The 21,966-nt window shown below is 37.4% G+C and carries 21 protein-coding genes; 5 read left to right on the top strand and 16 right to left on the bottom strand.

Annotated elements, in window-relative coordinates; translation table 11 throughout:
• Positions 1-74: 74 nt before the first annotated feature.
• The 4 genes from D8M05_RS15760 to melA all read right to left on the bottom strand — a co-directional run bounded on the left by D8M05_RS15760 (position 75) and on the right by melA (position 5,198).
• Entirely contained in the window at positions 75-1,748 is a 1,674-nt protein-coding gene (locus D8M05_RS15760; RefSeq protein WP_121133501.1) for an extracellular solute-binding protein, read from the bottom strand.
• A gap of 20 nt (positions 1,749-1,768) precedes the next feature.
• Positions 1,769-2,653, bottom strand: a complete 885-nt coding sequence (locus D8M05_RS15755; RefSeq protein ID WP_121133500.1) for a carbohydrate ABC transporter permease — start codon at positions 2,651-2,653, stop codon at positions 1,769-1,771.
• Between the two features lie 18 nt (positions 2,654-2,671).
• Entirely contained in the window at positions 2,672-3,619 is a 948-nt protein-coding gene (locus D8M05_RS15750; protein ID WP_121133562.1) for an ABC transporter permease, read from the bottom strand.
• Between the two features lie 277 nt (positions 3,620-3,896).
• Positions 3,897-5,198 (bottom strand): alpha-glucosidase/alpha-galactosidase, encoded by a 1,302-nt coding sequence (gene melA / locus D8M05_RS15745; RefSeq protein WP_121133498.1) that lies wholly within the window; start codon positions 5,196-5,198, stop codon positions 3,897-3,899.
• Positions 5,199-5,416: 218 nt separating this feature from the next.
• Here melA and D8M05_RS15740 point away from each other — a divergent pair, with 218 nt between their 5' ends.
• Positions 5,417-6,274 (top strand): AraC family transcriptional regulator, encoded by an 858-nt coding sequence (locus tag D8M05_RS15740; RefSeq protein WP_147405189.1) that lies wholly within the window; start codon positions 5,417-5,419, stop codon positions 6,272-6,274.
• A 209-nt stretch (positions 6,275-6,483) separates the two neighbouring features.
• On the opposite strand, the gene rbsB is transcribed toward D8M05_RS15740, so the two are convergent.
• From rbsB to D8M05_RS15710, 6 genes are all read right to left on the bottom strand, one after another.
• Positions 6,484-7,389, bottom strand: coding sequence for a ribose ABC transporter substrate-binding protein RbsB (rbsB, locus tag D8M05_RS15735; protein ID WP_121133494.1), 906 nt, complete (start codon positions 7,387-7,389; stop codon positions 6,484-6,486).
• A 13-nt stretch (positions 7,390-7,402) separates the two neighbouring features.
• Positions 7,403-8,341, bottom strand: a complete 939-nt coding sequence (locus tag D8M05_RS15730; RefSeq protein ID WP_121133492.1) for an ABC transporter permease subunit — start codon at positions 8,339-8,341, stop codon at positions 7,403-7,405.
• Between the two features lies 1 nt (position 8,342).
• Entirely contained in the window at positions 8,343-9,824 is a 1,482-nt protein-coding gene (locus D8M05_RS15725) for a sugar ABC transporter ATP-binding protein (RefSeq protein WP_121133490.1), read from the bottom strand.
• A 36-nt stretch (positions 9,825-9,860) separates the two neighbouring features.
• Complete coding sequence (rbsD, locus tag D8M05_RS15720) at positions 9,861-10,256, bottom strand: D-ribose pyranase (RefSeq protein ID WP_121133488.1); 396 nt, start codon at positions 10,254-10,256, stop codon at positions 9,861-9,863.
• A complete protein-coding gene (gene rbsK / locus D8M05_RS15715) occupies positions 10,253-11,137 on the bottom strand; it encodes a ribokinase (protein WP_121133486.1) in 885 nt (294 codons plus the stop codon). Before rbsK ends, rbsD begins: the two co-directional genes overlap by 4 nt.
• A 168-nt stretch (positions 11,138-11,305) precedes the next feature.
• Positions 11,306-12,289, bottom strand: coding sequence for a LacI family DNA-binding transcriptional regulator (locus D8M05_RS15710; RefSeq protein WP_245985434.1), 984 nt, complete (start codon positions 12,287-12,289; stop codon positions 11,306-11,308).
• A 484-nt stretch (positions 12,290-12,773) separates the two neighbouring features.
• On the opposite strand from D8M05_RS15710, the gene D8M05_RS15705 reads away from it, so the two are divergent.
• Positions 12,774-14,180, top strand: a complete 1,407-nt coding sequence (locus D8M05_RS15705; RefSeq protein WP_121133483.1) for an alanine/glycine:cation symporter family protein — start codon at positions 12,774-12,776, stop codon at positions 14,178-14,180.
• 167 nt (positions 14,181-14,347) lie between these two features.
• Here D8M05_RS15705 and D8M05_RS15700 read toward each other — a convergent pair whose 3' ends face one another.
• A complete protein-coding gene (locus D8M05_RS15700) occupies positions 14,348-14,554 on the bottom strand; it encodes a hypothetical protein (RefSeq protein WP_121133481.1) in 207 nt (68 codons plus the stop codon).
• A gap of 189 nt (positions 14,555-14,743) precedes the next feature.
• Between D8M05_RS15700 and D8M05_RS15695 the strand changes: the two genes are divergently transcribed.
• Positions 14,744-15,760: a TDT family transporter gene (locus D8M05_RS15695; RefSeq protein WP_183072827.1), complete on the top strand. Its 1,017-nt coding sequence runs from the start codon at positions 14,744-14,746 to the stop codon at positions 15,758-15,760.
• 65 nt (positions 15,761-15,825) lie between these two features.
• On the opposite strand, the gene D8M05_RS15690 is transcribed toward D8M05_RS15695, so the two are convergent.
• Positions 15,826-16,107, bottom strand: coding sequence for a TcaA NTF2-like domain-containing protein (locus tag D8M05_RS15690; protein WP_121133477.1), 282 nt, complete (start codon positions 16,105-16,107; stop codon positions 15,826-15,828).
• A gap of 332 nt (positions 16,108-16,439) precedes the next feature.
• On the opposite strand from D8M05_RS15690, the gene D8M05_RS20270 reads away from it, so the two are divergent.
• Together D8M05_RS20270 and D8M05_RS20415 are read left to right on the top strand one after the other, a co-directional pair.
• Positions 16,440-16,604 (top strand): hypothetical protein, encoded by a 165-nt coding sequence (locus D8M05_RS20270; protein ID WP_183072825.1) that lies wholly within the window; start codon positions 16,440-16,442, stop codon positions 16,602-16,604.
• Between the two features lie 24 nt (positions 16,605-16,628).
• Positions 16,629-16,742 carry a DUF6254 family protein gene (locus D8M05_RS20415; RefSeq protein ID WP_220667593.1) on the top strand — a complete coding sequence of 38 codons (114 nt, stop codon included), beginning with the start codon at positions 16,629-16,631 and terminating at the stop codon, positions 16,740-16,742.
• A 102-nt stretch (positions 16,743-16,844) separates the two neighbouring features.
• Here D8M05_RS20415 and D8M05_RS15685 read toward each other — a convergent pair whose 3' ends face one another.
• The 4 genes from D8M05_RS15685 to D8M05_RS15670 form a co-directional block, all read right to left on the bottom strand.
• Positions 16,845-17,543, bottom strand: a complete 699-nt coding sequence (locus tag D8M05_RS15685; RefSeq protein WP_121133475.1) for an HAD family hydrolase — start codon at positions 17,541-17,543, stop codon at positions 16,845-16,847.
• Positions 17,544-17,763: 220 nt separating this feature from the next.
• The gene (locus D8M05_RS15680; protein WP_121133473.1) at positions 17,764-18,543 is read right to left on the bottom strand and encodes an REP-associated tyrosine transposase; all 780 of its coding nucleotides are present in this window, start codon (positions 18,541-18,543) and stop codon (positions 17,764-17,766) included.
• Positions 18,544-19,311: 768 nt separating this feature from the next.
• Positions 19,312-20,490 (bottom strand): Rpn family recombination-promoting nuclease/putative transposase, encoded by a 1,179-nt coding sequence (locus tag D8M05_RS15675; RefSeq protein ID WP_245985432.1) that lies wholly within the window; start codon positions 20,488-20,490, stop codon positions 19,312-19,314.
• 364 nt (positions 20,491-20,854) lie between these two features.
• Complete coding sequence (locus D8M05_RS15670; RefSeq protein WP_245985429.1) at positions 20,855-21,385, bottom strand: restriction endonuclease; 531 nt, start codon at positions 21,383-21,385, stop codon at positions 20,855-20,857.
• Positions 21,386-21,966 lie beyond the last annotated feature (581 nt).

Below are 21,966 nucleotides of genomic sequence, written 5' to 3'. Positions count from 1 at the left end.
TGCTCTGTTCTCTGGATAATTTAAAAAGGAAGGATGCAAGGACTTACTATACACCCTTCCTAAATCGTAAAGAATTAGCTTTCTTGATATCTTTCGTATGCTGCTTTTTCTACTTCAAGGTACTCATCTTGCCCCATTTCTTTCACTTGTTCTACATAGTTATCCCATTCGCTGAAAGAGATATCGCCAGAGATAAATCCAGCTTCCATTTCGCCAATGTACGTATGGAGATCAGCTCCTGTTGTTTGTTTGAAGTCTAATTCATCATCCGTGTAGTTAAATCCGTTCCATATTTCCTCAGGTGCATTTGGTGCTACTTTTTCCCCTACTTCAATCGCACTTGGTAGGGATTCAGATCCTTTGAAGTATTTTTCTTGAACATAACCAGGGTAGCTTCCACCCATCCACGTAACATACGGTGTTAATGCTTGATCAAATGTTAAACCATCTGGGTTATTCGTAATTTCTTCAAAAAATTCAAATTCGCCATCTTCAGTTACTTCATATGTTTCGCCTTCAATTCCCATGAACTGGAATGCAGCTCCTTCATCACTAAAGAAATGGTCAATCCATCGAAGTGTTGCTTCTGGATGTTCGTTCTTGTCCGTAATTGCAAATGCACCAACGTGAACTAACGGTGTCTTCACATGACTATATAAGTTGTCACCATGTGGACCTTCTAGAGATCCTAAACCAATATAGTCATCTTGATCTGTAAATACTGTTTCTGGATTCGGTACAATCGCAGTTCCAAGAACACCTTGAGAACCTTTAGCATTTAGCTTGCTATCATCCATCGTGAAGATTTCTTGGTCGATTAAACCTTCAGTATATAGTTTGTTTACAAATTCTAGCATTTCTTTATATTTATCATCTGTACGAGTAAATCGTAATTCGTCCGTCTCAGGGTCAATGTCAACATAAGTATGTCCTACCCCTCTTGTACCAAGGCCCCATGCTCCTTTAATCGAATTCACAATTTGATTTACATTTGACGCGCTAAATGGAATCTCATCATTTTCTCCATTACCATTTAAATCTGTTTCACTTACTGCTTTTAAGTAAGCATAAAAATCATCAATTGTTTTCGGTTCTTCCATGTCTAGTTGTTCTAACCAAGAATCTTTCACCCAAATTGGTTTTCCAATCAACATTGGTAAAAATTCAGGACTGTAATAAGAAGGAACAGAATAAATATTTCCATCTGGCATCGTTAAACCCTTCTTAATATCTGGGTGTTTTTCCATGACTGCTTTTAGATTTGGTGCATATTCATCAATTAAATCATTTAGTGGTACGAATATCCCTTGTTGACCATACGTATACAAATCTGCTGCAGGAATACGTGCTGAATAGAACACATCTGAATATTCACCACTTGCTAAAGCTAAATTACGTTTTTCTGTTAATGTTCCAAATGGTACTTCATCAAACGTAACATTTACGCCTGTTTGTTCTGCATATGTTTTAAATACGAGTGTTTCTTCATAATCATCTAGGTTAGGCTCATATTTTCCAGTGAAGAATGTTAAGTCAATTTCCTCCTTTACGATTGGAAAGCCTTCTTTATTTACATTGTCTGCAGAACTTGCTGCACGTTCAGATTCCTCATCCCCACTACTTGAATCCGTTTCATTCGATTCCTCTTCACCAGAATCTGTATCAGATGAATCAGAACCACTACATGCTGCTAGAAACATTACAACGATTAAAGAAGCAATTAATAACAACCACTTTTTGTTTCTCATTCCCTTTTCCTCCCTTGTATTTAACCTTTTAATGATCCAATCATGACACCTTTGACAAAATATTTTTGTAAAAATGGGTAAAGAATTAACATTGGTAAACTAGCTACAACAACAACGGCATATTTTAGTCCTTCGATTTGCATCAGATGCTCAGCAAGCACTTCACTTCCGGCACTACCCATTCCTGACATATCTTCTTGGATAAGCATTTGCCGTAAGAATAACTGCAATGGATATTTATCTTCATCATTCAGGTAAATCAATGCATCAAAGTATGCGTTCCAATGACCAACACCGTAGAAAAGCGTCATCACTGCAATGATTGGCATCGATAGAGGTAGAACAATACGAATTAGAAAAGTAATATTACTACATCCATCTATTTCAGCCGCTTCCCGAAGTTCTTCCGGAATATTTTGGAAGAACGTCCGCATGATAATGACGTTATACACAGAAACAGCACCAGGCAAAACAATTGCCCAAATTGTATCTAACATTCCAAGATCTCTTATTAGTAAAAATGTAGGTATCATCCCACCACTGAAAAACATAGTGAACATGATAAAGGCTGTAATCACCCCCCTACCGTAGAAATCTTTACGAGATAATGGATATGCTATCATGATTGAGAATAATAGATTAATAGCTGTTCCAAGTACCGTGTAAATAATCGTATTACGATAGCCTATCAATACATCTTCGTTTTGAAATACGGTTATATAGGAATCCAGGCGAAACTCCTGTGGGAATAACCAAATATCTCCTAAAACAATTCTTTCTGGATTACTAAAGGAAGCACTTAATACATAAAGTAACGGATAAACCATAAGACAAGCGATGACTACCAATACAAAGTAATTAAATACTGTAAAAAATTTATCCCCTAAGCTCATCTTCTTTAACATCGAAGCTTGTCCTCCTAACTACCATAAGCTAACCTTGTTTACTTTACGTGCTGTGTAATTAACAAGCAATAGAATGACGAGGTTAACGACGGATTCGAATAACCCAATTGCTGCTGAATAACTATACTCGGAACCTAATATTCCTGTACGGTATACATGTGTAGAAATAACATCCGATGCACTCATGTTTAAACTATTTTGCATTAAGAATACTTTCTCGAAACCAACCCCAAGGATACTACCACATTGGAGAATGAGCATGATGATAATGGTAGGTTTAATACTTGGTAGATTGATATGCCATATTCGTTGTAACCTACTTGCACCATCTATTTCTGCAGCTTCATGTAATTGTGGGTCTACCGCTGAAAGTGCAGCAAGGTAAATAATCGAGCTCCACCCCATGTTCTGCCAAATACCAGAGAATACGTATAAAGTTTTAAACCAACCTGGTTCCGTCATGAAGGAAATTGGCTCTCCACCAAACAAAACAATGATTTGATTAACAATTCCAGTTTGAGGTGACAAGAGAAGAAACATCATCCCCACTACCACAACAACGGATAAAAAATGTGGTGCATATGTAATTGTCTGAATGAACGACTTAAAATACTTGTTTCTTACTTCATTAATCAAAAGCGCTAGAATAATCGGGATTGGAAAACCTACAGCAAGTTCATACAATCCAATTAGTAAGGTATTTGAGATAAGCCTTTCAAAGTAAAAACTATCAAAAAACCTTTCAAAATGTTCGAAGCCAACCCAAGGACTGCCTAGGATCCCCTCTACTGCAATAAAATCTTTAAACGCAATTTGTACCCCATACATCGGAATGTATTTGAAGACGATAAAATAGATAAGTACAGGAAAAATAAGTAAATATAAATCCCAGTTTTTTCGAAAGGGTTTAAGTTTAGGACCTTTCACTTTCGGACTTTTTCGCTTTATTTTCCTTTCTTTCGACATTTTCGGTATGGGTACATTTTCAATTGTCGATTGATTTTCCAATAACTTCACCTGCCTTTATTTAGGAACAACTTCATATTAGCACTGTAATGTTAAGGCAATATTAATTTAATATTAATATATTGAAAATTCCAAATAAACGGTAATTTGTCTCTTTTTGATAAATAATTTAGAAAATTTTGTAGAGGATATTACAAATGACGAGGATTTATAAGATAAATAGAGTAATAGAAACCCAAAAAATGGGGAGATTTATTGGGTTTCCTATATACAAAATTTAACGGTACGCAGGTAACCAACTTCCATGTGCATCGATTAACTCATCACACATGGATACAATATCATCGATTGATAATTCGGCGGCTGTATGCGGATCAAGCAATGCTGCTTGGTAAATATATTCCTTTTTTCTTGTCATCGCTGCCTCAATCGTAAGCAACTGTGTATTAATATTTGTGCGATTTAAAGCAGCTAATTGTTCTGGTAATTCGCCAACATATGTCGGTGTGACACCACTGGCGTCGACGAGACAAGCAACTTCTACACATGCCTTTTCTGGTAGATTAGATATTAACCGCCCTGTATTTAGAACATTCCCACCTATTTTATAGGGCTGATTTGTCTCCATTGCTTCGATAATATACGATCCATATTCATGTGTACGTGTATGTGTTAAATCTTTATTTCCAACCATATCGGAGCGCATATTTTCCCATTTTTGTATTTGATTCTCACACCGTCTTAAATATTCGTCCAAAGGAATATTATAATGCTCAATTAACGCAGGGTTGTTTTGCTTAATAAAATATGGATGGTATTCTGCATTATGTTCGGATGACTCTGTTACGTAATATCCAAAGCGTCGCATCAATTCAAAGCGAACTTTATCGTTATGATCTGTCCTCTGTTTTTCTATTGCCCTTTTCTTGATTTCTGGATAAAGGTCTTCTCCATTTCGAGTAATATCAAGTAACCATGCCATATGATTGATACCAGCAATGTTCCACTGCACATTATCTTTAGGCATATCCAAAGAGGTTAGAAGATGGTCTGCACATACTTGCACACTATGGCATAACCCGACAGTTTTAATGCTTGTATATCTGAGCAATGTTCCTGTCAGTGTAGCCATCGGATTTGTATAGTTTAAAAACCATGCATCTGGACATACCTCTTCCATATCTCTTGCAAAATCCATCATGACCGGAATCGTTCTTAAGCTGCGGAAAATACCACCTATGCCGATTGTATCTGCAATCGTTTGACGTAACCCGTACTTCTTCGGAATTTCAAAATCGATTACTGTGCTTGGTTTATATCCACCAACTTGAATGGCATTTATTACGTATTTTGCATCTGATAGTGCTTCTTTCCTATCTGTATATGCGACAATTTTTACCTTTGATCCAAGGTTTTCTTTTAATTGTAATAACATCATTTCGGAATCTTTCAGTCTTTCTAAATTAATATCGAATAATGCAAATTCAAACTCCTGTAATGCCTGGACCGTCATACAATCACCAAGTAGGTTCTTAGCAAACACAGTGCTACCGGCGCCTAAAAATGTAACCTTTGACATGTTACCCCTCCTGTTTCTCCTATGAAAGTAGTCATATAGTTGTAAATTGCTTTACAAAAACTTTACATTATATCCCCTTCTAAGAAAGAGAAAGTATTGCTATAATCATCATAATTTCAATATTCAACCGTTTCAATGGTAAGATAAATAGAAAGAAGGGTAAAATATTGCTAACTTGTAATGACTATCGAACTTATTTTTTTAAGTTTCCCGGCGAGATGCAGGAACGCATTGCCGGTATCCATACATTAGGTTGGGAAATACGAAATAGTACAGATTATGATTGGGATGGACGAAAACGGTGGGAAACAGGAAAAGTTATTTTTCAATATACGATAAAAGGTGAAGGTGAGATTATAATCAATGACGACAAGATTCGCTTGAAACCTGGGGAGGCTTTCTTTGTAAATATTCCAAGTAATCATCGCTATTATTTACCTGAAGATAGTGATGGATGGGAGTTTGTTCATATCACATTATATGGTGAGGAAGTAAGACGAAATTTTGAAGAAATCACAAAATCCTACGGGAATATTCTCAGGATGGACGAAGACACAAGTCCAATTCAACTTATTTTCAATCTTTATACAAAAGCAGTACATAATGAAATTCATGATGCATATGAAGTTTCTTCTTATGCCTATACCTTTTTAATGGAGCTGCATCGCTATTTATACAAAAAGAAGGAAGAAGAGAATAATAAAGAATGGCCAGAGTCGATTACAAAAGCAGTCTATTTTATTCATCGTAACTTTCAGGAGCCAATTTCACTGGATGAAATTGTAGAAGAAGCTGGTATCTCCAAATACCACTTTTCCAGACTATTTCACGAAACATTACATATTACCCCACTAAACTATGTCACTAAAATTAGAATCGAGAAGTCTATTGAACTACTAAGAAACAATGATGTAACCATTGAGGAAATCTCGCGAAGAGTCGGCTACTCCAATGGGAATTATTTCAGTAAGGTATTCCGCTCAGCCATAGGCGTTTCACCTGGAAAATATCGAAATAGCAAATCATTTATACCATTTGATCAGATCATACAGGATAGAATTTTTTTACATGAATGATATAAAAATTAATGGCTATTCCGCAAAATGTGAAAAGGTAATAGAGACGAATTTTAGTTCACTCATCTCTATTACCTATGTATTGATCACCTGTAATAAAGTGAAACTTCATTCAGTGGGGGTGTTCTTCTTATCACCACTGAATGTTAGTTAATCTAATCGGACAGTTCTACTCCCTTTTCGACAAAATTCGAGGAGTGACAGGCACCTTATTGAACTAATTCCAATGGCACCTTAATGAGCTCCTCTAATTCTTCACCATTAAGCACCCGTTCTACTGCTGATACTGCTTCTTGTCCCATTAAGCCTGGTTGTTGAGCAATCGTTGCAGTTAAGTCACCTGCTTCAACTGAATTAAGTGCATCCTCCACTCCATCAAAGCCTACAACAATAATGTCTTTCCCAGCTGCTTTAATTGCTTCAATTGCACCGAGGGCCATTTCATCATTATGGGCAAATACTGCCTGAATATCACCGCTACCTTGCAAGGTATTTTCCATAACCGTTAAACCCTTCGTCCGGTCAAAATCAGCTGGCTGGCTTGCAACAATATCAAGGCTCTCGTCAGCTATATTATGGAATCCTTCTCCACGTTCTCGCGTTGCGGAAGCGCCTGCAATCCCTTCGATTTCAGCAACCTTCGCCCCTTCACCAACAGTTTCAATGATGAAGTTAGCTGCCATCTCACCACCGGCTACGTTATCCGAAGTAATGAGTGTTTCCACTTCTCCTTTATCTGCTGATCGATCAATCGTAATGACTGGAATTTCTGCATTATTTGCTGATTGTACGGCAGAAGATACTGCTGCAGAATCAGTCGGATTAATTAATAAGATATCGACACCTTGCTGAATTAAATCTTCAATACCACTAATTTCTGTTGCTGCATCATCCTGTGCATTCACAACAACAATTTCCATTCCCTTCGATTCGGCATCCTCTACGATTGCGTCACGAAGCGATACAAAGAATGGATTATTTAACGTAGAAATACTCAGCCCTATTTTAACCTTGCCATCACTTTCAGAATCATTATTTACAAATGGGCTCTCCATTGAACAAGCACCTAAAAAGACGATCAAAGAAAGGATTGCCATTGTTAATACTTTTTTCATTTTGTCCACCCCTTTACGATTTCTTTCGATCAAGTAATACAGCAATCAAGATAACGACACCTTTTACAACTTGTTGATAGAAAGATGAAATTCCGAGTAAGTTCATCCCATTATTTAAAATACCAATGATTAAAACACCAATAAATGTTCCAGCGATACGGCCTTTCCCACCTGCAAGGCTTGTCCCACCAAGAACAACTGCTGCAATGGCATCCATTTCATATGCCTGACCTGCAGTTGGCTGTGCAGAATTTAAACGAGAAGTAAGAATCATACCAGCCAATGCTGCCATCATCCCACTAATGGAATAAATCATCACTTTTACTCGATCAACCTTAATCCCAGAAATAAGTGCTGCTTTTTCATTGCCACCTAATGCATAGGTTTTACGTCCAAATGACATTTTATGAAGCAAAAACCATAATGCAGCAAATGCAATAACCATCGTTACTGCTGGTACTGGAATTCCTAGAAAGTACCCTTTACCAAACAATTGAAAAGCATAAGAATCACCAAGACCTGTTATTGGCTTACCCTCTGTATAAACAAGTGTTAACCCTCTAAAAATCGTCATCGTAGCAAGTGTTACAATAAAAGGCGCCATTTTACCTTTCGCAATTAGCAAACCATTGAATGCACCGAACACAGCACCAAGGATTACACCAATAATTACAGCGATGATCGGATCAACACCAGATACCATCATGCCTGCTGCAAGTGCACTTGTTAATGCTAGAATCGATCCAACAGACAAGTCAATTCCGCCTGTTAAAATAACGAAAGTCATCCCAAATGCAATCAATCCATTTATCGAGATTTGGCGCAATAGATTCATTATATTAGCTGGATCAATAAACGCTGGATTTAATACTGTCACGACTACGATTAAACCAATTAGAGCCAACAGGGGAACAAATTTACCCCATAGTGCTGTTAGTTTTCCTGTTTTCATCTTAATTACCCCCTGTAGCAAATGTCATGATTTTTTCTTGTGTTGCTTCTTCGCTTCTTAATTCGCCAGAGACTTTTCCTTCGTGTATGACTAAAATCCGATCACTCATCCCGAGCACTTCAGGAAGGTCAGATGAAACCATAATGATTGCAAGTCCACGTTCTGTAAGTTCATTCATCAAATTATAAATCTCACGCTTCGCACCAACGTCTATCCCTCTTGTTGGCTCGTCCATAATTAATACTTTCGGTGACGTACCAACCCATTTTGCAATAACAACTTTTTGCTGGTTCCCACCAGATAAGTTACCAGCCGGTGTTTCCTGTGACTCTGTTTTTATTTTCAAGCGTTCAACCATTAACTTAACAAAAGCTGTCTCATCTTTATTTTTGACAATGCCATTTGGTGAGAAACTCTTCAAATTGGTCAAAGCGATATTCTCACGGATAGAGAAATCAAGAACAAGTCCCTCATCTTTCCGGTCTTCAGTAATAAATGCCAGTCCCTCGTTTGCAGCACATGCTGGATTCTTAATGGAAATAGGCTTGCCACCAATTTTTACTTCACCACTGTCAAAGCCATCCAAACCGAATATCGCCCGCATGATTTCCGTACGTCCTGCACCCATTAACCCAGAGACACCAAGGATTTCACCTTCTTTAACGGAAAAACTGATATCCTCGAAAACTCCCTTTCTCGTTAAACCACTTACTTCCATGACTACTTCGCCATACTTCGGATTACGAGCTGGATATCTATCTTCCAATTCACGTCCGACCATTTGTTTTACAATTTCGTCAAAATTCGTATCTTTGATAAAGGATGTAGCAACCGACACACCATCACGCATCACGGTAATACGATCACATATTGCAAAAATCTCTTCCATTCGATGTGAAATGTAAACAAGGGAAACACCGCTTGCTGTCAATTCCTTCATGATTTTGAATAGCTTTTCAATTTCTCTGTCCGTCAATGCTGCCGTTGGTTCATCCATAATGATTACTTCTGCATCAAGCATTAGCGCTTTTGCAATCTCAATCATTTGCTGCTCCCCAACCGAACATGCACCTGCTTCTTTATCTAATGGAATAGAAATGTCTAAACGACTGAAAATAGCTTCTGCTAGCGTTTTCATTTCCTTCTCTTTTAAAACACCGAAAGCATTTCTTTTTTCTCTACCGATAAACAAATTTTCAAGAACGGTCATTTGTGGCCAAATATTTAATTCCTGACGAATAAATGCAAGACCTGCTCTTTCTGCTTCTTTCGAGTCTTTAAACTGGATCTGCTTCCCATCAATCGTTATCTTTCCTTCATTCTGAGGAAAAAGCCCAGTTAAAATGTTCATTAACGTAGATTTCCCTGCACCATTTTCACCCATCAGTGCATGAACTTCTCCAGGCTCTAGTGTAAAATCAACCCCTTCTAAAACCTTATTTGCGCCAAATGCTTTGTGAATATTTTCCATTGTAATGTGCATCTTAGTCACCTCTTCTTCTTGTTGAACATCCTCTTATTAGAAAAAGACCCCAGACTGTAAAATACAATTCGAATAAGGCGTAATCTCCCCTGTTCGAATAATTGCCTTTGCGTTTTTTGTCATTTCTTTCAATTTTTCATGTGTCGTATATTCGATTATTTCCTCATTAAAATGCTGTTTCATAAATGCTTGCTGGCTTACGTTATGTTCAGCAATTTCTTCTGCAAGGATTACCTTTTCAACAACCATATCATCAGAAACCGCTTGGACTACCTCCCCGAAGGATGGTGTCCCTGGCTTTAATGCCAGATCAATTTTCTTCACACCATCTGGAATCGGAAGTCCTGCGTCACCAATTACAATCGTGTCTGTATGTCCTAAATCTGCCAGCACTTTTGCAATCTCACTGTTTAACATTCCATGCTTCTTCATTCGGCAATACTCCTTTCCACTTCATCTCTTGTTGGCATGCCACCCTGTGCACCAAATTTTGTAATGGAAAGGCTTGCTGCTCGATTTGCAAATTGTAGCGCTTCTTTTATCGTTTTCCCTTCTGCTACCGCTACTGCAAAAGCTGCATTAAAGGTATCCCCAGCACCTGTCGTGTCCACTGGCTTAACAACATAAGAAGGAACAACTTCTTCACCTGTACCATTGAAATATCGAACACCATTTTTTCCTTCTGTGATCAATAATTTATTCGGAAACTGCGCTAACACTTCTCCACGATTTTCTTCTTTAAACATCACTGCGAACTCATGCTCATTCGGAGTGAGGTAGGTTGCTGAATCGATTACTTCTCTACTGATTTCACGAGCTGGCGCTGGATTCAACAACCATTTTTTATTAAAACGATCGCAAAAATCTGCAACATATTCGATGGTTTCTCCAGGTACCTCCTGCTGAATTAAAATAATATCTGCTGCTTTCATCGTTGATGCAGCCTTTTCTACATAGCTCGGGGTAACATGATCATTCGCCCCTTTTACAAAAATAATACTGTTGTCTCCTTCAGCAAGCGTGATGTGAGCCGTCCCAGATGCGATACCTGTAACGGGTTCCACATTTTCCACAGAAACACCATTTTTTTTCAAATTCGCCAATATTTCTCCGCCAAATGCATCATCACCAACACAGCCAATCATGGAAACTTCTGCTCCAAGTCGCGCTGCCGCTACTGCTTGATTCGCTCCTTTACCACCTGGAACCGTTTGGAAATCCTCTCCCAATATTGTTTCTCCCGCTACCGGTCGCTTACTAGCAGTAACCACCAAATCCATCGAACAACTACCCACAACTACAACTTTCACCATAATACTCTCCTACCTTTCGTGAAGCATGGGGACGGTTCTTCTGCTTCCTCTTTTAGGCCCCGCCCTGTCGCTTGTCGAATTTTAATCGAATTCGCCTTAAAACCAAACGTTAACGGACAAACACCAAATCTATAGAGGAACTTCCGAATTACTACAACCTTCACCACGCTATTTTCCTATCTTTCGTGTTGACTTTCTTTCTACAAAACTAACCGCTAGCTTATAATGTATGTTTAACAATTTTTCTTGATTTATTTTTTTAATTAATATTTCAGCAGCTTTGGCACCCATTTCATATGCTGGCTGATGAATGGTCGACAACCCCGGGTAAACAAGTTCACTAATGGAAATATCGTCAAAACCAATGACTTGCACATCCTCAGGTATTCTCTTTCCAATTCGCTGTGCTTCATTTAAAATCGCAACACCAACAATATCATTACAGGCAAGAACACCATCTGTTTGCGGATATTTTTGAAACAATTCGATTGCACGTTCTTTTGCACCATTGAAGGATAAATTGGAATCAAGAATATTTACTTTTACCCCTGCTTCCTTCAGCACTTCATACGATGCCTCAAAACGTTGGTATACATTCTTCACATTTTTCGGACCTCTAACAATCGTAATTTCCTTACTTCCTCGCTCCAAAACCTTTTCTGCGGCTAATCTCCCACCTTGCTCTTGATCAGCATAAACAGATGGTAATGCCTCTATCGTTCGGTCCAATAGAACGAGTGGAATACTTAGCTCAGAAAGCATCTCGGAATCAGTTTCATTTATAGAAGCAATAATGCCCACGACATTATTTTGCTTAAATGTATCTACGTAATCCATTTCTTTTTCAAGCTGTTCATCACTATTCCCAAAGATTACACGATAGCCTTCCTTTTGGAGATAGTCTTCCACTCCTCTAGCTAAGGCTGGGAAAAATGGATTCGTAATATCAGGCAGAATCAAGCCAATTAATTTAGACTTTCGTTTGAAAAGTGACCTAGCAACCTCATTCGGTTTATAATTCAATTTATTTACAGCTTCTAATACTACTTTTCTCGTATCTTCATGTGCGTAACCGCTGTCATTTATTACCCGTGAAACTGTCGCAACGGAAACGCCAGCTTCTTTCGCGACATCTCTAATCGTTATTGCCAAATCACTCAACCTCCACCTGTGGAACATTGTGTAACCCGTTACATGTTTATCTTAACATCATCCGAAGAGCTAGTCAAGGGGGACGGTTCTCCTGCTTCCTTTTCACAAAATCCTTGGTGCACCGACACTGATAACGGATAACCGTTAATTCATAAGAAAAGCCGCCTAAGAATAGGCGGCTTTTCCACGAAATTTGTGGCGAAGGACCATGTGGTTCACATGCACATGTATTGCATTGTCCCTCGACTTACACAAATCAGCTCATCGCAACATTCATTATACCATTAAATGAAGCTTTTCACTAGTATTTTTAGTGGAAATTGATGTAAAATCATACGGTGCCTGTTTCTATTTTTTCCGACAAATGTCAACATCGTTCTAAGAAGCCACACAGCACTTACAAAAGGAAGCACAAATTAAAAATAAGAGTGAATTTCCTTAAATCATCCATACTAAGACAGAATATCAAAGGAGTGAATGCATCGTGGATTTTATTGAAAATATTGTTTCCTTTTTTAATGATATTTTATGGTCATACTTACTTATTATTGTATTAATCGGTTTAGGAATCTATTTTACGATTCGTTCAGGATTTGTCCAATTTTCTATTAGAGAAATGTTTCACGTAATTACCGACAAACGTGCCTTTACAGGGAATGGGAAAGAGAAAAAAGGGACAAGTTCATTCCAAGCGTTTGCAATTAGTGCTGCATCAAGGGTAGGGACCGGAAACCTTGCTGGTGTTGCTTCAGCAGTTGCTCTTGGTGGGCCTGGTGCATTGTTTTGGATGTGGCTAATCGCCATATTAGGTGCCGCATCTGGATTTGTTGAAAGCACGCTTGCACAGGTTTATAAGGTTAAAGATGGCAATCAATTTCGAGGTGGACCTGCTTACTACATCGAAAAAGGACTAAAAAGCCGCTCGCTCGGCATTGTATTTGCTATCACGATTACATTTACTTACGGACTCGTGTTTAATTCGGTGCAGTCGAATACCATCAGTCTTGCATTTACCGATCAGTTCGAAGTAAACACGAATGTTATGGCCATTATTTTGGCTATCCTTGTTGCAGTAGTAATTTTTGGTGGTCTAAAAAGTATTGCAAAGGTTTCACAGGTCATCGTTCCTGTCATGGCAATCCTCTATATTATTCTTGCACTCGTAATCTTGGCTATGAATATAACGATGATTCCTGATATGTTATCCCTTATTTTTGCAAATGCATTTGGTTTCGAACAAGTTGCTGGAGGCGGATTTGGAGCAGCAATTATGATGGGAATAAAACGTGGCCTCTTCTCCAATGAAGCAGGGATGGGGTCAGCACCGAATGCAGCCGCAACAGCAGATGTCTCTCATCCAGCTAAGCAAGGTCTTGTACAAGCACTTGGTGTGTTTTTCGATACACTTCTCATCTGTAGTGCCACTGGATTCATTATTTTAGCTGCTGGTGGGTTTGCTGGAAGTGATGCAGATGGAATCCAAATCACACAAAGCGCTGTATCGACTCTTATCGGTGATTGGGCTGGTAGCTTTATTGCAATCGCAATTTTCCTATTTGCTTTTAGTTCTATTGTTGGGAATTACTATTATGGAGAAAGCAATATTGCTTATGTAAAGGAAAGCAAAACGGCTTTATTCATCTATCGCTTAGCCGTAGTAGCAATGGTTATCTTCGGAACACTCGTCTCGTTTGATTTTATCTGGGCCTTAGCAGACTTAACGATGGCGATCATGGCATTAATTAACCTATATGCCATCACACGACTCTTCTCCATCGCAAAACGTGTGCTTGACGATTACCGAAAACAACGAAAAGCTGGAAAAGACCCCGTATTTCATAGAGACGTCCTTGAATCAGAAGAAGGCGTTGAATGCTGGGGACGTGAGTAAGGGAAGCATGGGGAGGAAGCATGGGGACGGTTCTCCTGCTTCCTCTTCACTAAAATCCGCGATGGCTCATTCAGGTGCCTATTACTTGTCGAGTTTTGTTGGAATTTAACAAAACCGAACAGTGCCTTTCACTGTTCGGTTAATCATTTAAACCATGATAATACGTTTCAATAACGATAACTGTACCAGGATTTGTATAGGGGGCAAAATGGATCCCAGTCACTATCGCTTGGATATTCCATATCGAAATCATCCTCGGCATAAGCATTACATTGCAATCTCCTCTCCATAAGCATCATCATAATAATCGTCATCACTTTTATTTCCACTTCCGTCTCAACATCATAATGCGCTGAAAGAACTACCACATCCATTGCTTCATTTCCTTCTGCTGCTCAAACACTCAGGCAAAATTTGCACGTTATAGATACCTGACAAGTGGTATAATGATTCACAGGGTGATATTTTTGTTATATTTTTCCTTTCTTTTATTCCTTTGTGCTTGTTTTAGCATTTATATCATAAAACGAAACGTTCTCATTAAGACATCAGGAATGGCAGTTGTGATGGCATTAGGGATTTCGATGCAAGGGGTCGTATCTAATTTTCTTGGTCCTTCTTTTTTTCAAAGCGCTTTTGCCAAAATTATTCCTACTATCATTCTTGCAATATGGATTAGCTTTATTTTTTCCATCGTTCTTTCCTATTTTAATGGTAGGTTTAGGGAGCTGCATGTAAGAAATGCCGTTAATCGATTTGGAATTGGAACATGGGTTGCTGCATCCTCTATTTGCGGGATTCTAGTTTCCAAGCATTTCACTGAGTGGGGAATTATAGCCAAGGTGCTTTGCTGCTTAAATGTGATGTTTTGGATTTTTTACATCATCATTTGTATAAAAGCATTTTTTGAAATTCATCATAATCATTTAATGAAAAATTCAAATGGCATATTTCTATTAACAACCGTTAGCACGCAATCAATTATTTTAATGCTTCATACGGTTTTTGGGGAAATCCCAAAAATGATTACAATTAGCTTACTATTTATTGGTTTAGGCTTTTATCTCATCAGTGCTACGTTTATTATAAGACGATACGTTACAAACCAATGGGCTATTGAAACGGATTGGAATAATACCAATTGTATTTTACATGGCGCTTTATCTATTTCAGGACTCGTATGTATCGTATCAGGAATTGCGCCTGAAAAGGTATTGATGCTTCTTTGGATTTTTACATTAGTTGTCTTCCTTATCGTTGAATGCCTGGAACTTTGTAGGATTTATAAACGAATCGTAACATATGGATTAAAAAAGGGAATGTTGATTTATGATGTTTCACAGTGGAGCAGGGTATTTACCTTTGCGATGTTTTATACATTTACATCCTTGATTCACCTAACAAGTTCTCAATTTACTATGATTCAATCGATTATACTTCAATTTGGTATTTGGGTTGTTCTTTTATTGATTTTGTCAGAAATTATACTTAGCGTGAAGCATGGGGACGGTTCTCCTGCTTCTTCTTCACTAAAATCCGCGATGTCTGGACACCGTTCTCCTTCAAGGAATTCTAAATAAATTTATGAAAGCAAAAAAGAAAAGAAGGAACAAGCAGATTCATTCCACTTGTTCCTCTTTTCTTTTTACAAATCTTCACTATCTAATTCTGTTGTATCAAGCAAAGTATGTACCGTTAATCCGTCATCTAATAATGTTACAAAAAACTCAGATTCAAAGGCTTTATATTTCCCGGTTTCATCTCCGTAATATATATTGTAATCTTCCCTTGTTGTAACGTTATAGCCGCCATCTACTTCCTCAAAACCCACTAATTTCAAACTTAAGAATTCTTCCGTTATCCCTTGTTCTTCCAAATACCCTAGATAATCCTTATGTTCGGTGTAAGATTTCCCATCTAAACCCAAGAAGCATGGGGACGGTTCTCCTGCTTCTTCTTTCTCTTCATTTAAAATATGTGGTCATAGATACCATTCATGTGAAAAATATCCACTCTAAGTGATTCCACATAAATCTTCTCAGCATGAATCACCTCATTAACCTATCTTATCTAACAACAACAAAATTATCATGTACTTTCTAAACTTCAAGCGTATCCAACTACTTCTATCCATAACATCTGCATAATAGGAGAAATTTTCTTAGCCTATTCCTCCTATACAACAAGTAACAGACACCTCTAATTTGCGCATATTTCATTAATAATTTCTCATACTAAAGCTGTAAAGGAGGGAATTTCATGGCTAAGCGTACAAAGAAGAATGATCCGCAACAAAAGAATAAACAAGGATTTGATTCTAGTCAGGCCTATTCGGAGTTTTCAAAGGAGTTTGGAAGTGCGGCTGCAAATAGGGAACATAAACAAAAAGCAAAAGATTTAAGAGCGAATAAAAATAAAGGATAAACATGAAGAAAAGGAGTAAAGCGTATGTCTAAACCAAAAAGTCGACAAGAGCGCCAATGGAGAGGTCAAAAAAACGCACAAAAACCACACGGCAAAGTTAAATCTCTTGACGAATTGGAAAATGAGGCTGGGAAATGAAGATTTGGGGATGATGCTAGGATTCATCCCCTTCTCTTAACTTACATTGCAAAATAGAAGTTTGCACATACTTTTTTATTCATAACATCAATCAGCAATAACTTACTTTTTAAAGTTGTCTAGCAATTCCTTCGCACTATAAACCACCTTATCCGGCTCAACACTATTCTCAAGTTTTCCCCTTCTACGATGGTTCATCCAAATAGCATGCCATCCAGCTTGCTTTGCACCTACAATATCATTCGCAAATGAATCACCTACATAAACAGTCTTTGTCTTATCTAACCCTAATTTGTTTTCGATGATTTGAAAAACTTCAATTGATGGTTTTGTATGACCAACTGCTCCGGAAATAAAGATATTTTCCTTTGGAATCCATCTCTCTAACCGTAACTGCTTTATTTTCATCGATTGATGACCTTGTGCACCATTTGTTAGAATAGCAAGCTGCTTACCTTCTTTGTACAATAATTCCAATAGCTCTTCAACCTCATCAAATAGCACAATTTTATTTTGTTCGACAACGTACGCCTCCTGGAAGTCCATTGCCTCTTTATCATTGATTACAATACCAAACTCAGCACATGCATCTTTAATACGACGAATATGCATTTCCCGCTCTGACAACAGTCCAGCTACTTTTTCATCAAATAACGCATCACTATACTTGCGATTAGCAATGTAAAGAGCATCCAATTCTTTCTCCGTCAACGATTCTTTTAAGATTTTCTTACATGTATTTTTAAACGTTAATGCTTGATCGTATAATGTATCATCCACATCAAAAATAATAGTTTCCATTCTATCAACCCTCCAGTTCTATCATACCTTCAAAAATAATTGTCGTACAGAGAAGAATTAATTACCCAGGAAATTGTCGATATTCCCCAGGAAATATGAGGTTTTGGTACAAAGAGGTGCCAGGCAATGTTCGGTTTTCGACAAAATTGTGAGGGGGGGAGGTATTAAAGAAATTTTATCAATAAAGGAAGCAAGAGAACCGTCCCCTTGCTTCCCGCTCTCACGCTTTAAATATGAGGTTAGGGGAAACCCCTAGTATTCTCGCTGCTTGGCGATTAGATATACCTTCAACTGCTTTTACTTTTCGCAGCACATTGTTTCTATTTAACCTTGGAAGTGCTTTTACCTGTGCAATGTCTAGGCCCCCAAGCAATTGTATAATTTCAAGCCTGGCCTCTTCATCTGTCAGCCTTCTTCGTTCATTCACTTTGTCATCTAGGCAATCATCATCATTTTTCTTTTCATTAAAAACTTTAAACTCTGCCATCGCAACCTTTAGATTTGTTGAAAAAAGGCTTAAAACAAACGCACGATCCAATAATCTATCAGAAACAGGTGACTCACTATAATAGGTTGGGCAGCTACTCCACCGCCATGCATCAACTTTATTCACTATTCCAGCTTTCACTGGATTTTGGTGAATGTATCGCACAACGGTTAACAAATACCGTCTTGATTCCACATTTTCACTTCGAAATCTATCCTGAAACAAATGCCCTACTGTATTGTACTTTTGGTTATAATAGGAAACGAAGCTTACCCCAATCCGCTTCATAGTAATCGAAATATCCTCGTTCCCTTCTTTTAACAACAGGTGCACATGATTATTCATTAAGCACCATGCAAAAACTTGCATTTGTGATTTTATTTTGTACCTTTCAATTGTATCGAGAAATCTTATACAATCTTCATCATCGTGAAAAATTTCCTGCTTATTTGCACCTCTAAGCATTACATGATATACACCACTTCTACTTTTCACTCTAGCTTGTCGTGGCATGAAGGGATCACCTCGTTAATAGTCTTAAATCGGGGGGAAGATTTTGAACGCTGTTGATGGTATTGGAGGTATGTATTTATATTTAAAAAGAGGAATTACCTGAGCGAAGATTACTGGTATATTGGAGTCTGGATAGATTACTATGGAAAGAAAATGTAACAATGATGGCTTGATTTTAGTAGTTACTAATAGACGGACTGCGGAGAAAATATATAAATGTTTCAATCACTTTCCCGGAGAATAAGGATACAAGAGAACCATCCCAAATTAAAAAAAAGCAAGAGAACAGACCGGGGATAGTCTACTCTCTTAAATGGGGCACTTACGAGGAAGGAAAGGGATATTTACCTTTTTTAGGCATGAAGTAAATTTTACCTATCCCTTTTAACCTAGAAACTAACCTGCAGTTAGTTCTTATGATTTATTAATACCATAAAACGCATAAATTTGGCTAATTTCCGTTTTTCAATTTTGGCAATTCAATCGACACGGTTCTACAGAAAAACCCCCGTTTTTTCTTTAAAAATCCCTAAAAAACGTGTATTTCTTGAGTTTTACCTGTCTAAAATTCAATTTTGGCAAATCGTACGACAAATTCTGACAAAACGGATAAAAGCTTGTTAGACTAAGGTTTATTGGTAGTATTTTATGTTGCCAGGAAAAAGTAATTAAACTTAACAAACTCTATAATATTTACGAATTGTATATCGAGAAAGCAAAAGAATTAGGATAGGTCCCATCAAATCCCGCCCTAATTCTAACTTCCACTTATTTTTCTATATCATTCTGGATTTCAATAATCCTGCTTTCGCTTACATTTGTAAGTTCAGCAACCGATTCGATTGTCATACCCTTATCTAAAAGCTTTCGAGCAATTGCTTCCTTTGCATTTTCCTCCCCAATTTTCTTTCCTTCTCTTTTCCCTTGCTCTAAACCTTGTTCTAAACCTTGTTCTAGTCCTTGCTCTAGTCCCTTTTCTAGTCCCTTTTCTAGTCCTTGTTCAAGCCCTTGTTCTAGCCCTCTTTTTATTGCTTTTTCTGTTTCTTCCTTTAATCGAAGTTCCGCCTCACGTTGCGCAGACTCCTCGTCCATAATATGTTTTAAACGTGATTCATAAGCTAGAAATTCTTCATGAGTCATACTTAGCTCTTCCCAGTTTCGAAAAGCATTTCTTAGTGTTTCGTCTTTCATGGCGATTTCCTCCAATTCTTCATAAATATCTTCATAGACCTCATCATTTCTGTGATCGACCATCCCAAGCATTAATAACCATCTAGCTAAAATGTCATTCCATGGATTAAGTTTTTCCACTTTCCATGCCTTTATTAACTTCGGCATTTCTATAAAGTGAAATTCCATTACATCTGTTAATTTAAATTTTTCCTCATCTTCGTACAAATGATACGATGTATGAAAAAGCTCCGTTTGATTAAATAAATTAAAATTCATCATGTTAATTGAGATGACAGGGGATAACTCTTTGTAGCTCATACTCTTTCTTAATGGATTGCGATATATGCCAGACCAATAGTATATAGAACGCTTAATCATACTATATTTATTGGTAAACTGTATCTCTACATTAATACGTTCTCCAGAATCTGTAATGACTAATAGATCTAACCGTGACTGCTTATCGCCTACATACTCTCCACCAGCTTCCGTGTTAGAAAAGGAGATATCTCTAATGCGATTACGGTCATTTCTTTGTAAAATCGCATTCAAAAATACAACTGTAATATCTTTATTCTTTTCATTCCCAAAAAATTGTTTGAAAGCATAATCTACTTTCAAATCCATTAACTTATGCAGTGGTATTCGTTTGAGTAAAGACGTTTTTCCATACCTCTTTTGTGACTTTGAATTGTAGCCGTCGGAATCTTCCATTACTCTGGTTTGGAAATTATACATGATAGGTTTTTCTTTAATGAGAGCTTTTAGTGGCATGTTAACACATCCTTTATGGTATGTGAGGACTTACTTGAGGAGTATTTCTACATATAGTATAACAGAACACTAAAATAAGAACAAGTGTTTCTTTTTTGTGTGTACAAAAAACTTGAATGTCTAGCATTACAAAATTTCTTTACTAGCAAAGCACCTCTCATGAAATCTATAAATATCTTCTCTATAGTAGCTTTCTTATCTTTTGCAAACCTATAATATCATCCGTCCTTATTAAATTAACTGAAAATAAAATACATCGTTCCTGAAGACTTCTATGCAGCACTTCCCCGCATACCAATTCTAAAGAAGAAGCAGGAAGCAGGAGAACCGTCCCCTCGCTTTATTAACCTTCACCGCCCTACCTTTACGCCCCTTTATTCTCCTGTAACATCCAATTCATTAACTGCTTACGATCAATCAATTTTACCTGGTTTGAATTTGCCAATTTTCTTGCTTGCTCTGTAAAGAAGCTATTTGTAATTACCCAGCATTCATCCGCCTTATAATGGCTTTTCGCTGAAGCTATTTCTTGTACTGCTTTTATTCCAACATTCTTCTTATATCTCTTTGCTTGAACAATAATTTTCTTACTATTTGTTGATAATATTAGATCTGCCCCATAATCTCCAGTCGTTGGTGTTAATTGTGCTTTATAGCCTTTTGCTTTCAACAAAGCTTGAAGATATTCTTCAAACTTCCTCCCTGACATATTATCAACTTCTAAAATACCTGACTTCTTCAGCCTTTGTTCCCTTATTATATTAACGATTAATGCAGCTATTAGAAAACCGCCAATAATAACTATTATCCCGATTAATAAAAGGGGTTCAGCCGTTAACATAGACCAGAGTATCTCCAATCCCATCTTAAACCCATTAAAGAAATCAAATTCCATGGCCTTCAGCTCCTATTTTGATTTTGAGCAAACAGTATTATACTTTGTTTTCTAGTATATCAGATTATTCCTTATAGTAGATTTTCCCTGTCCTTTTTTTCCTAATTTCTTTTAGATTACGCAGGACTTTGTACCTCCTTGCCGGATATTGACTATTAAGGGGGTGATTTAGGTGTACAACGATTATTACTACAATAAAAATACTGATAAAAATGGAAATCACGAAGTCCATAAAGATAGCTGTTCTTATCTCCCAAAAAGCCAAAACCGTGTATACATTGGTTACAAGAATGATTGTAGTTCTGCTATCCAAAAGGCAAAAAACGATACAGGTAAATCAAATTTTGATGGTTGCTATCATTGCTCCAACTCATGCCACAAAGGCTAGTACTATTGATAAGTAAAGCAATCCTAAGAATGAGGTTATTTAGGACTTAAAGAAGAAGAAGGCACAACGAGCATGTATTTCGCAAGTGAAAAGTGAGCCATTTCGCAAGTTAATTTTGAGCCACTTTATCAGCACTTGTTTTTATCCATTCTTCGGTTTCTTTCATTCTAAAAGAAGGACCATTCATGTTTAA

This window comes from Oceanobacillus bengalensis, from assembly GCF_003628445.1.
GTDB classification, from domain to species: Bacteria; Bacillota; Bacilli; order Bacillales; family Amphibacillaceae; genus Oceanobacillus; species Oceanobacillus bengalensis.
Note: the sequence above shows the minus strand (reverse complement) of the source record. Positions and strands in the feature narration are given on the sequence as shown.

Excerpts from the sequence above, each read along its gene's own strand:
- D8M05_RS15760 (WP_121133501.1), bottom strand. The coding sequence starts at position 1,748 with ATGAGAAACAAAAAGTGGTTGTTATTAATTGCTTCTTTAATCGTTGTA.
- D8M05_RS15755 (WP_121133500.1), bottom strand. The coding sequence starts at position 2,653 with ATGTTAAAGAAGATGAGCTTAGGGGATAAATTTTTTACAGTATTTAAT.
- D8M05_RS15750 (WP_121133562.1), bottom strand. The coding sequence starts at position 3,619 with ATGTCGAAAGAAAGGAAAATAAAGCGAAAAAGTCCGAAAGTGAAAGGT.
- melA (WP_121133498.1), bottom strand. The coding sequence starts at position 5,198 with ATGTCAAAGGTTACATTTTTAGGCGCCGGTAGCACTGTGTTTGCTAAG.
- D8M05_RS15740 (WP_147405189.1), top strand. The coding sequence starts at position 5,417 with ATGCAGGAACGCATTGCCGGTATCCATACATTAGGTTGGGAAATACGA.
- rbsB (WP_121133494.1), bottom strand. The coding sequence starts at position 7,389 with ATGAAAAAAGTATTAACAATGGCAATCCTTTCTTTGATCGTCTTTTTA.
- D8M05_RS15730 (WP_121133492.1), bottom strand. The coding sequence starts at position 8,341 with ATGAAAACAGGAAAACTAACAGCACTATGGGGTAAATTTGTTCCCCTG.
- D8M05_RS15725 (WP_121133490.1), bottom strand. The coding sequence starts at position 9,824 with ATGCACATTACAATGGAAAATATTCACAAAGCATTTGGCGCAAATAAG.
- rbsD (WP_121133488.1), bottom strand. The coding sequence starts at position 10,256 with ATGAAGAAGCATGGAATGTTAAACAGTGAGATTGCAAAAGTGCTGGCA.
- rbsK (WP_121133486.1), bottom strand. The coding sequence starts at position 11,137 with ATGGTGAAAGTTGTAGTTGTGGGTAGTTGTTCGATGGATTTGGTGGTT.
- D8M05_RS15700 (WP_121133481.1), bottom strand. The coding sequence starts at position 14,554 with ATGGATGTGGTAGTTCTTTCAGCGCATTATGATGTTGAGACGGAAGTG.
- D8M05_RS20270 (WP_183072825.1), top strand. The coding sequence starts at position 16,440 with ATGGCTAAGCGTACAAAGAAGAATGATCCGCAACAAAAGAATAAACAA.
- D8M05_RS20415 (WP_220667593.1), top strand. The coding sequence starts at position 16,629 with ATGTCTAAACCAAAAAGTCGACAAGAGCGCCAATGGAGAGGTCAAAAA.
- D8M05_RS15685 (WP_121133475.1), bottom strand. The coding sequence starts at position 17,543 with ATGGAAACTATTATTTTTGATGTGGATGATACATTATACGATCAAGCA.
- D8M05_RS15680 (WP_121133473.1), bottom strand. The coding sequence starts at position 18,543 with ATGCCACGACAAGCTAGAGTGAAAAGTAGAAGTGGTGTATATCATGTA.
- D8M05_RS15675 (WP_245985432.1), bottom strand. The coding sequence starts at position 20,490 with ATGCCACTAAAAGCTCTCATTAAAGAAAAACCTATCATGTATAATTTC.
- D8M05_RS15670 (WP_245985429.1), bottom strand. The coding sequence starts at position 21,385 with ATGGAATTTGATTTCTTTAATGGGTTTAAGATGGGATTGGAGATACTC.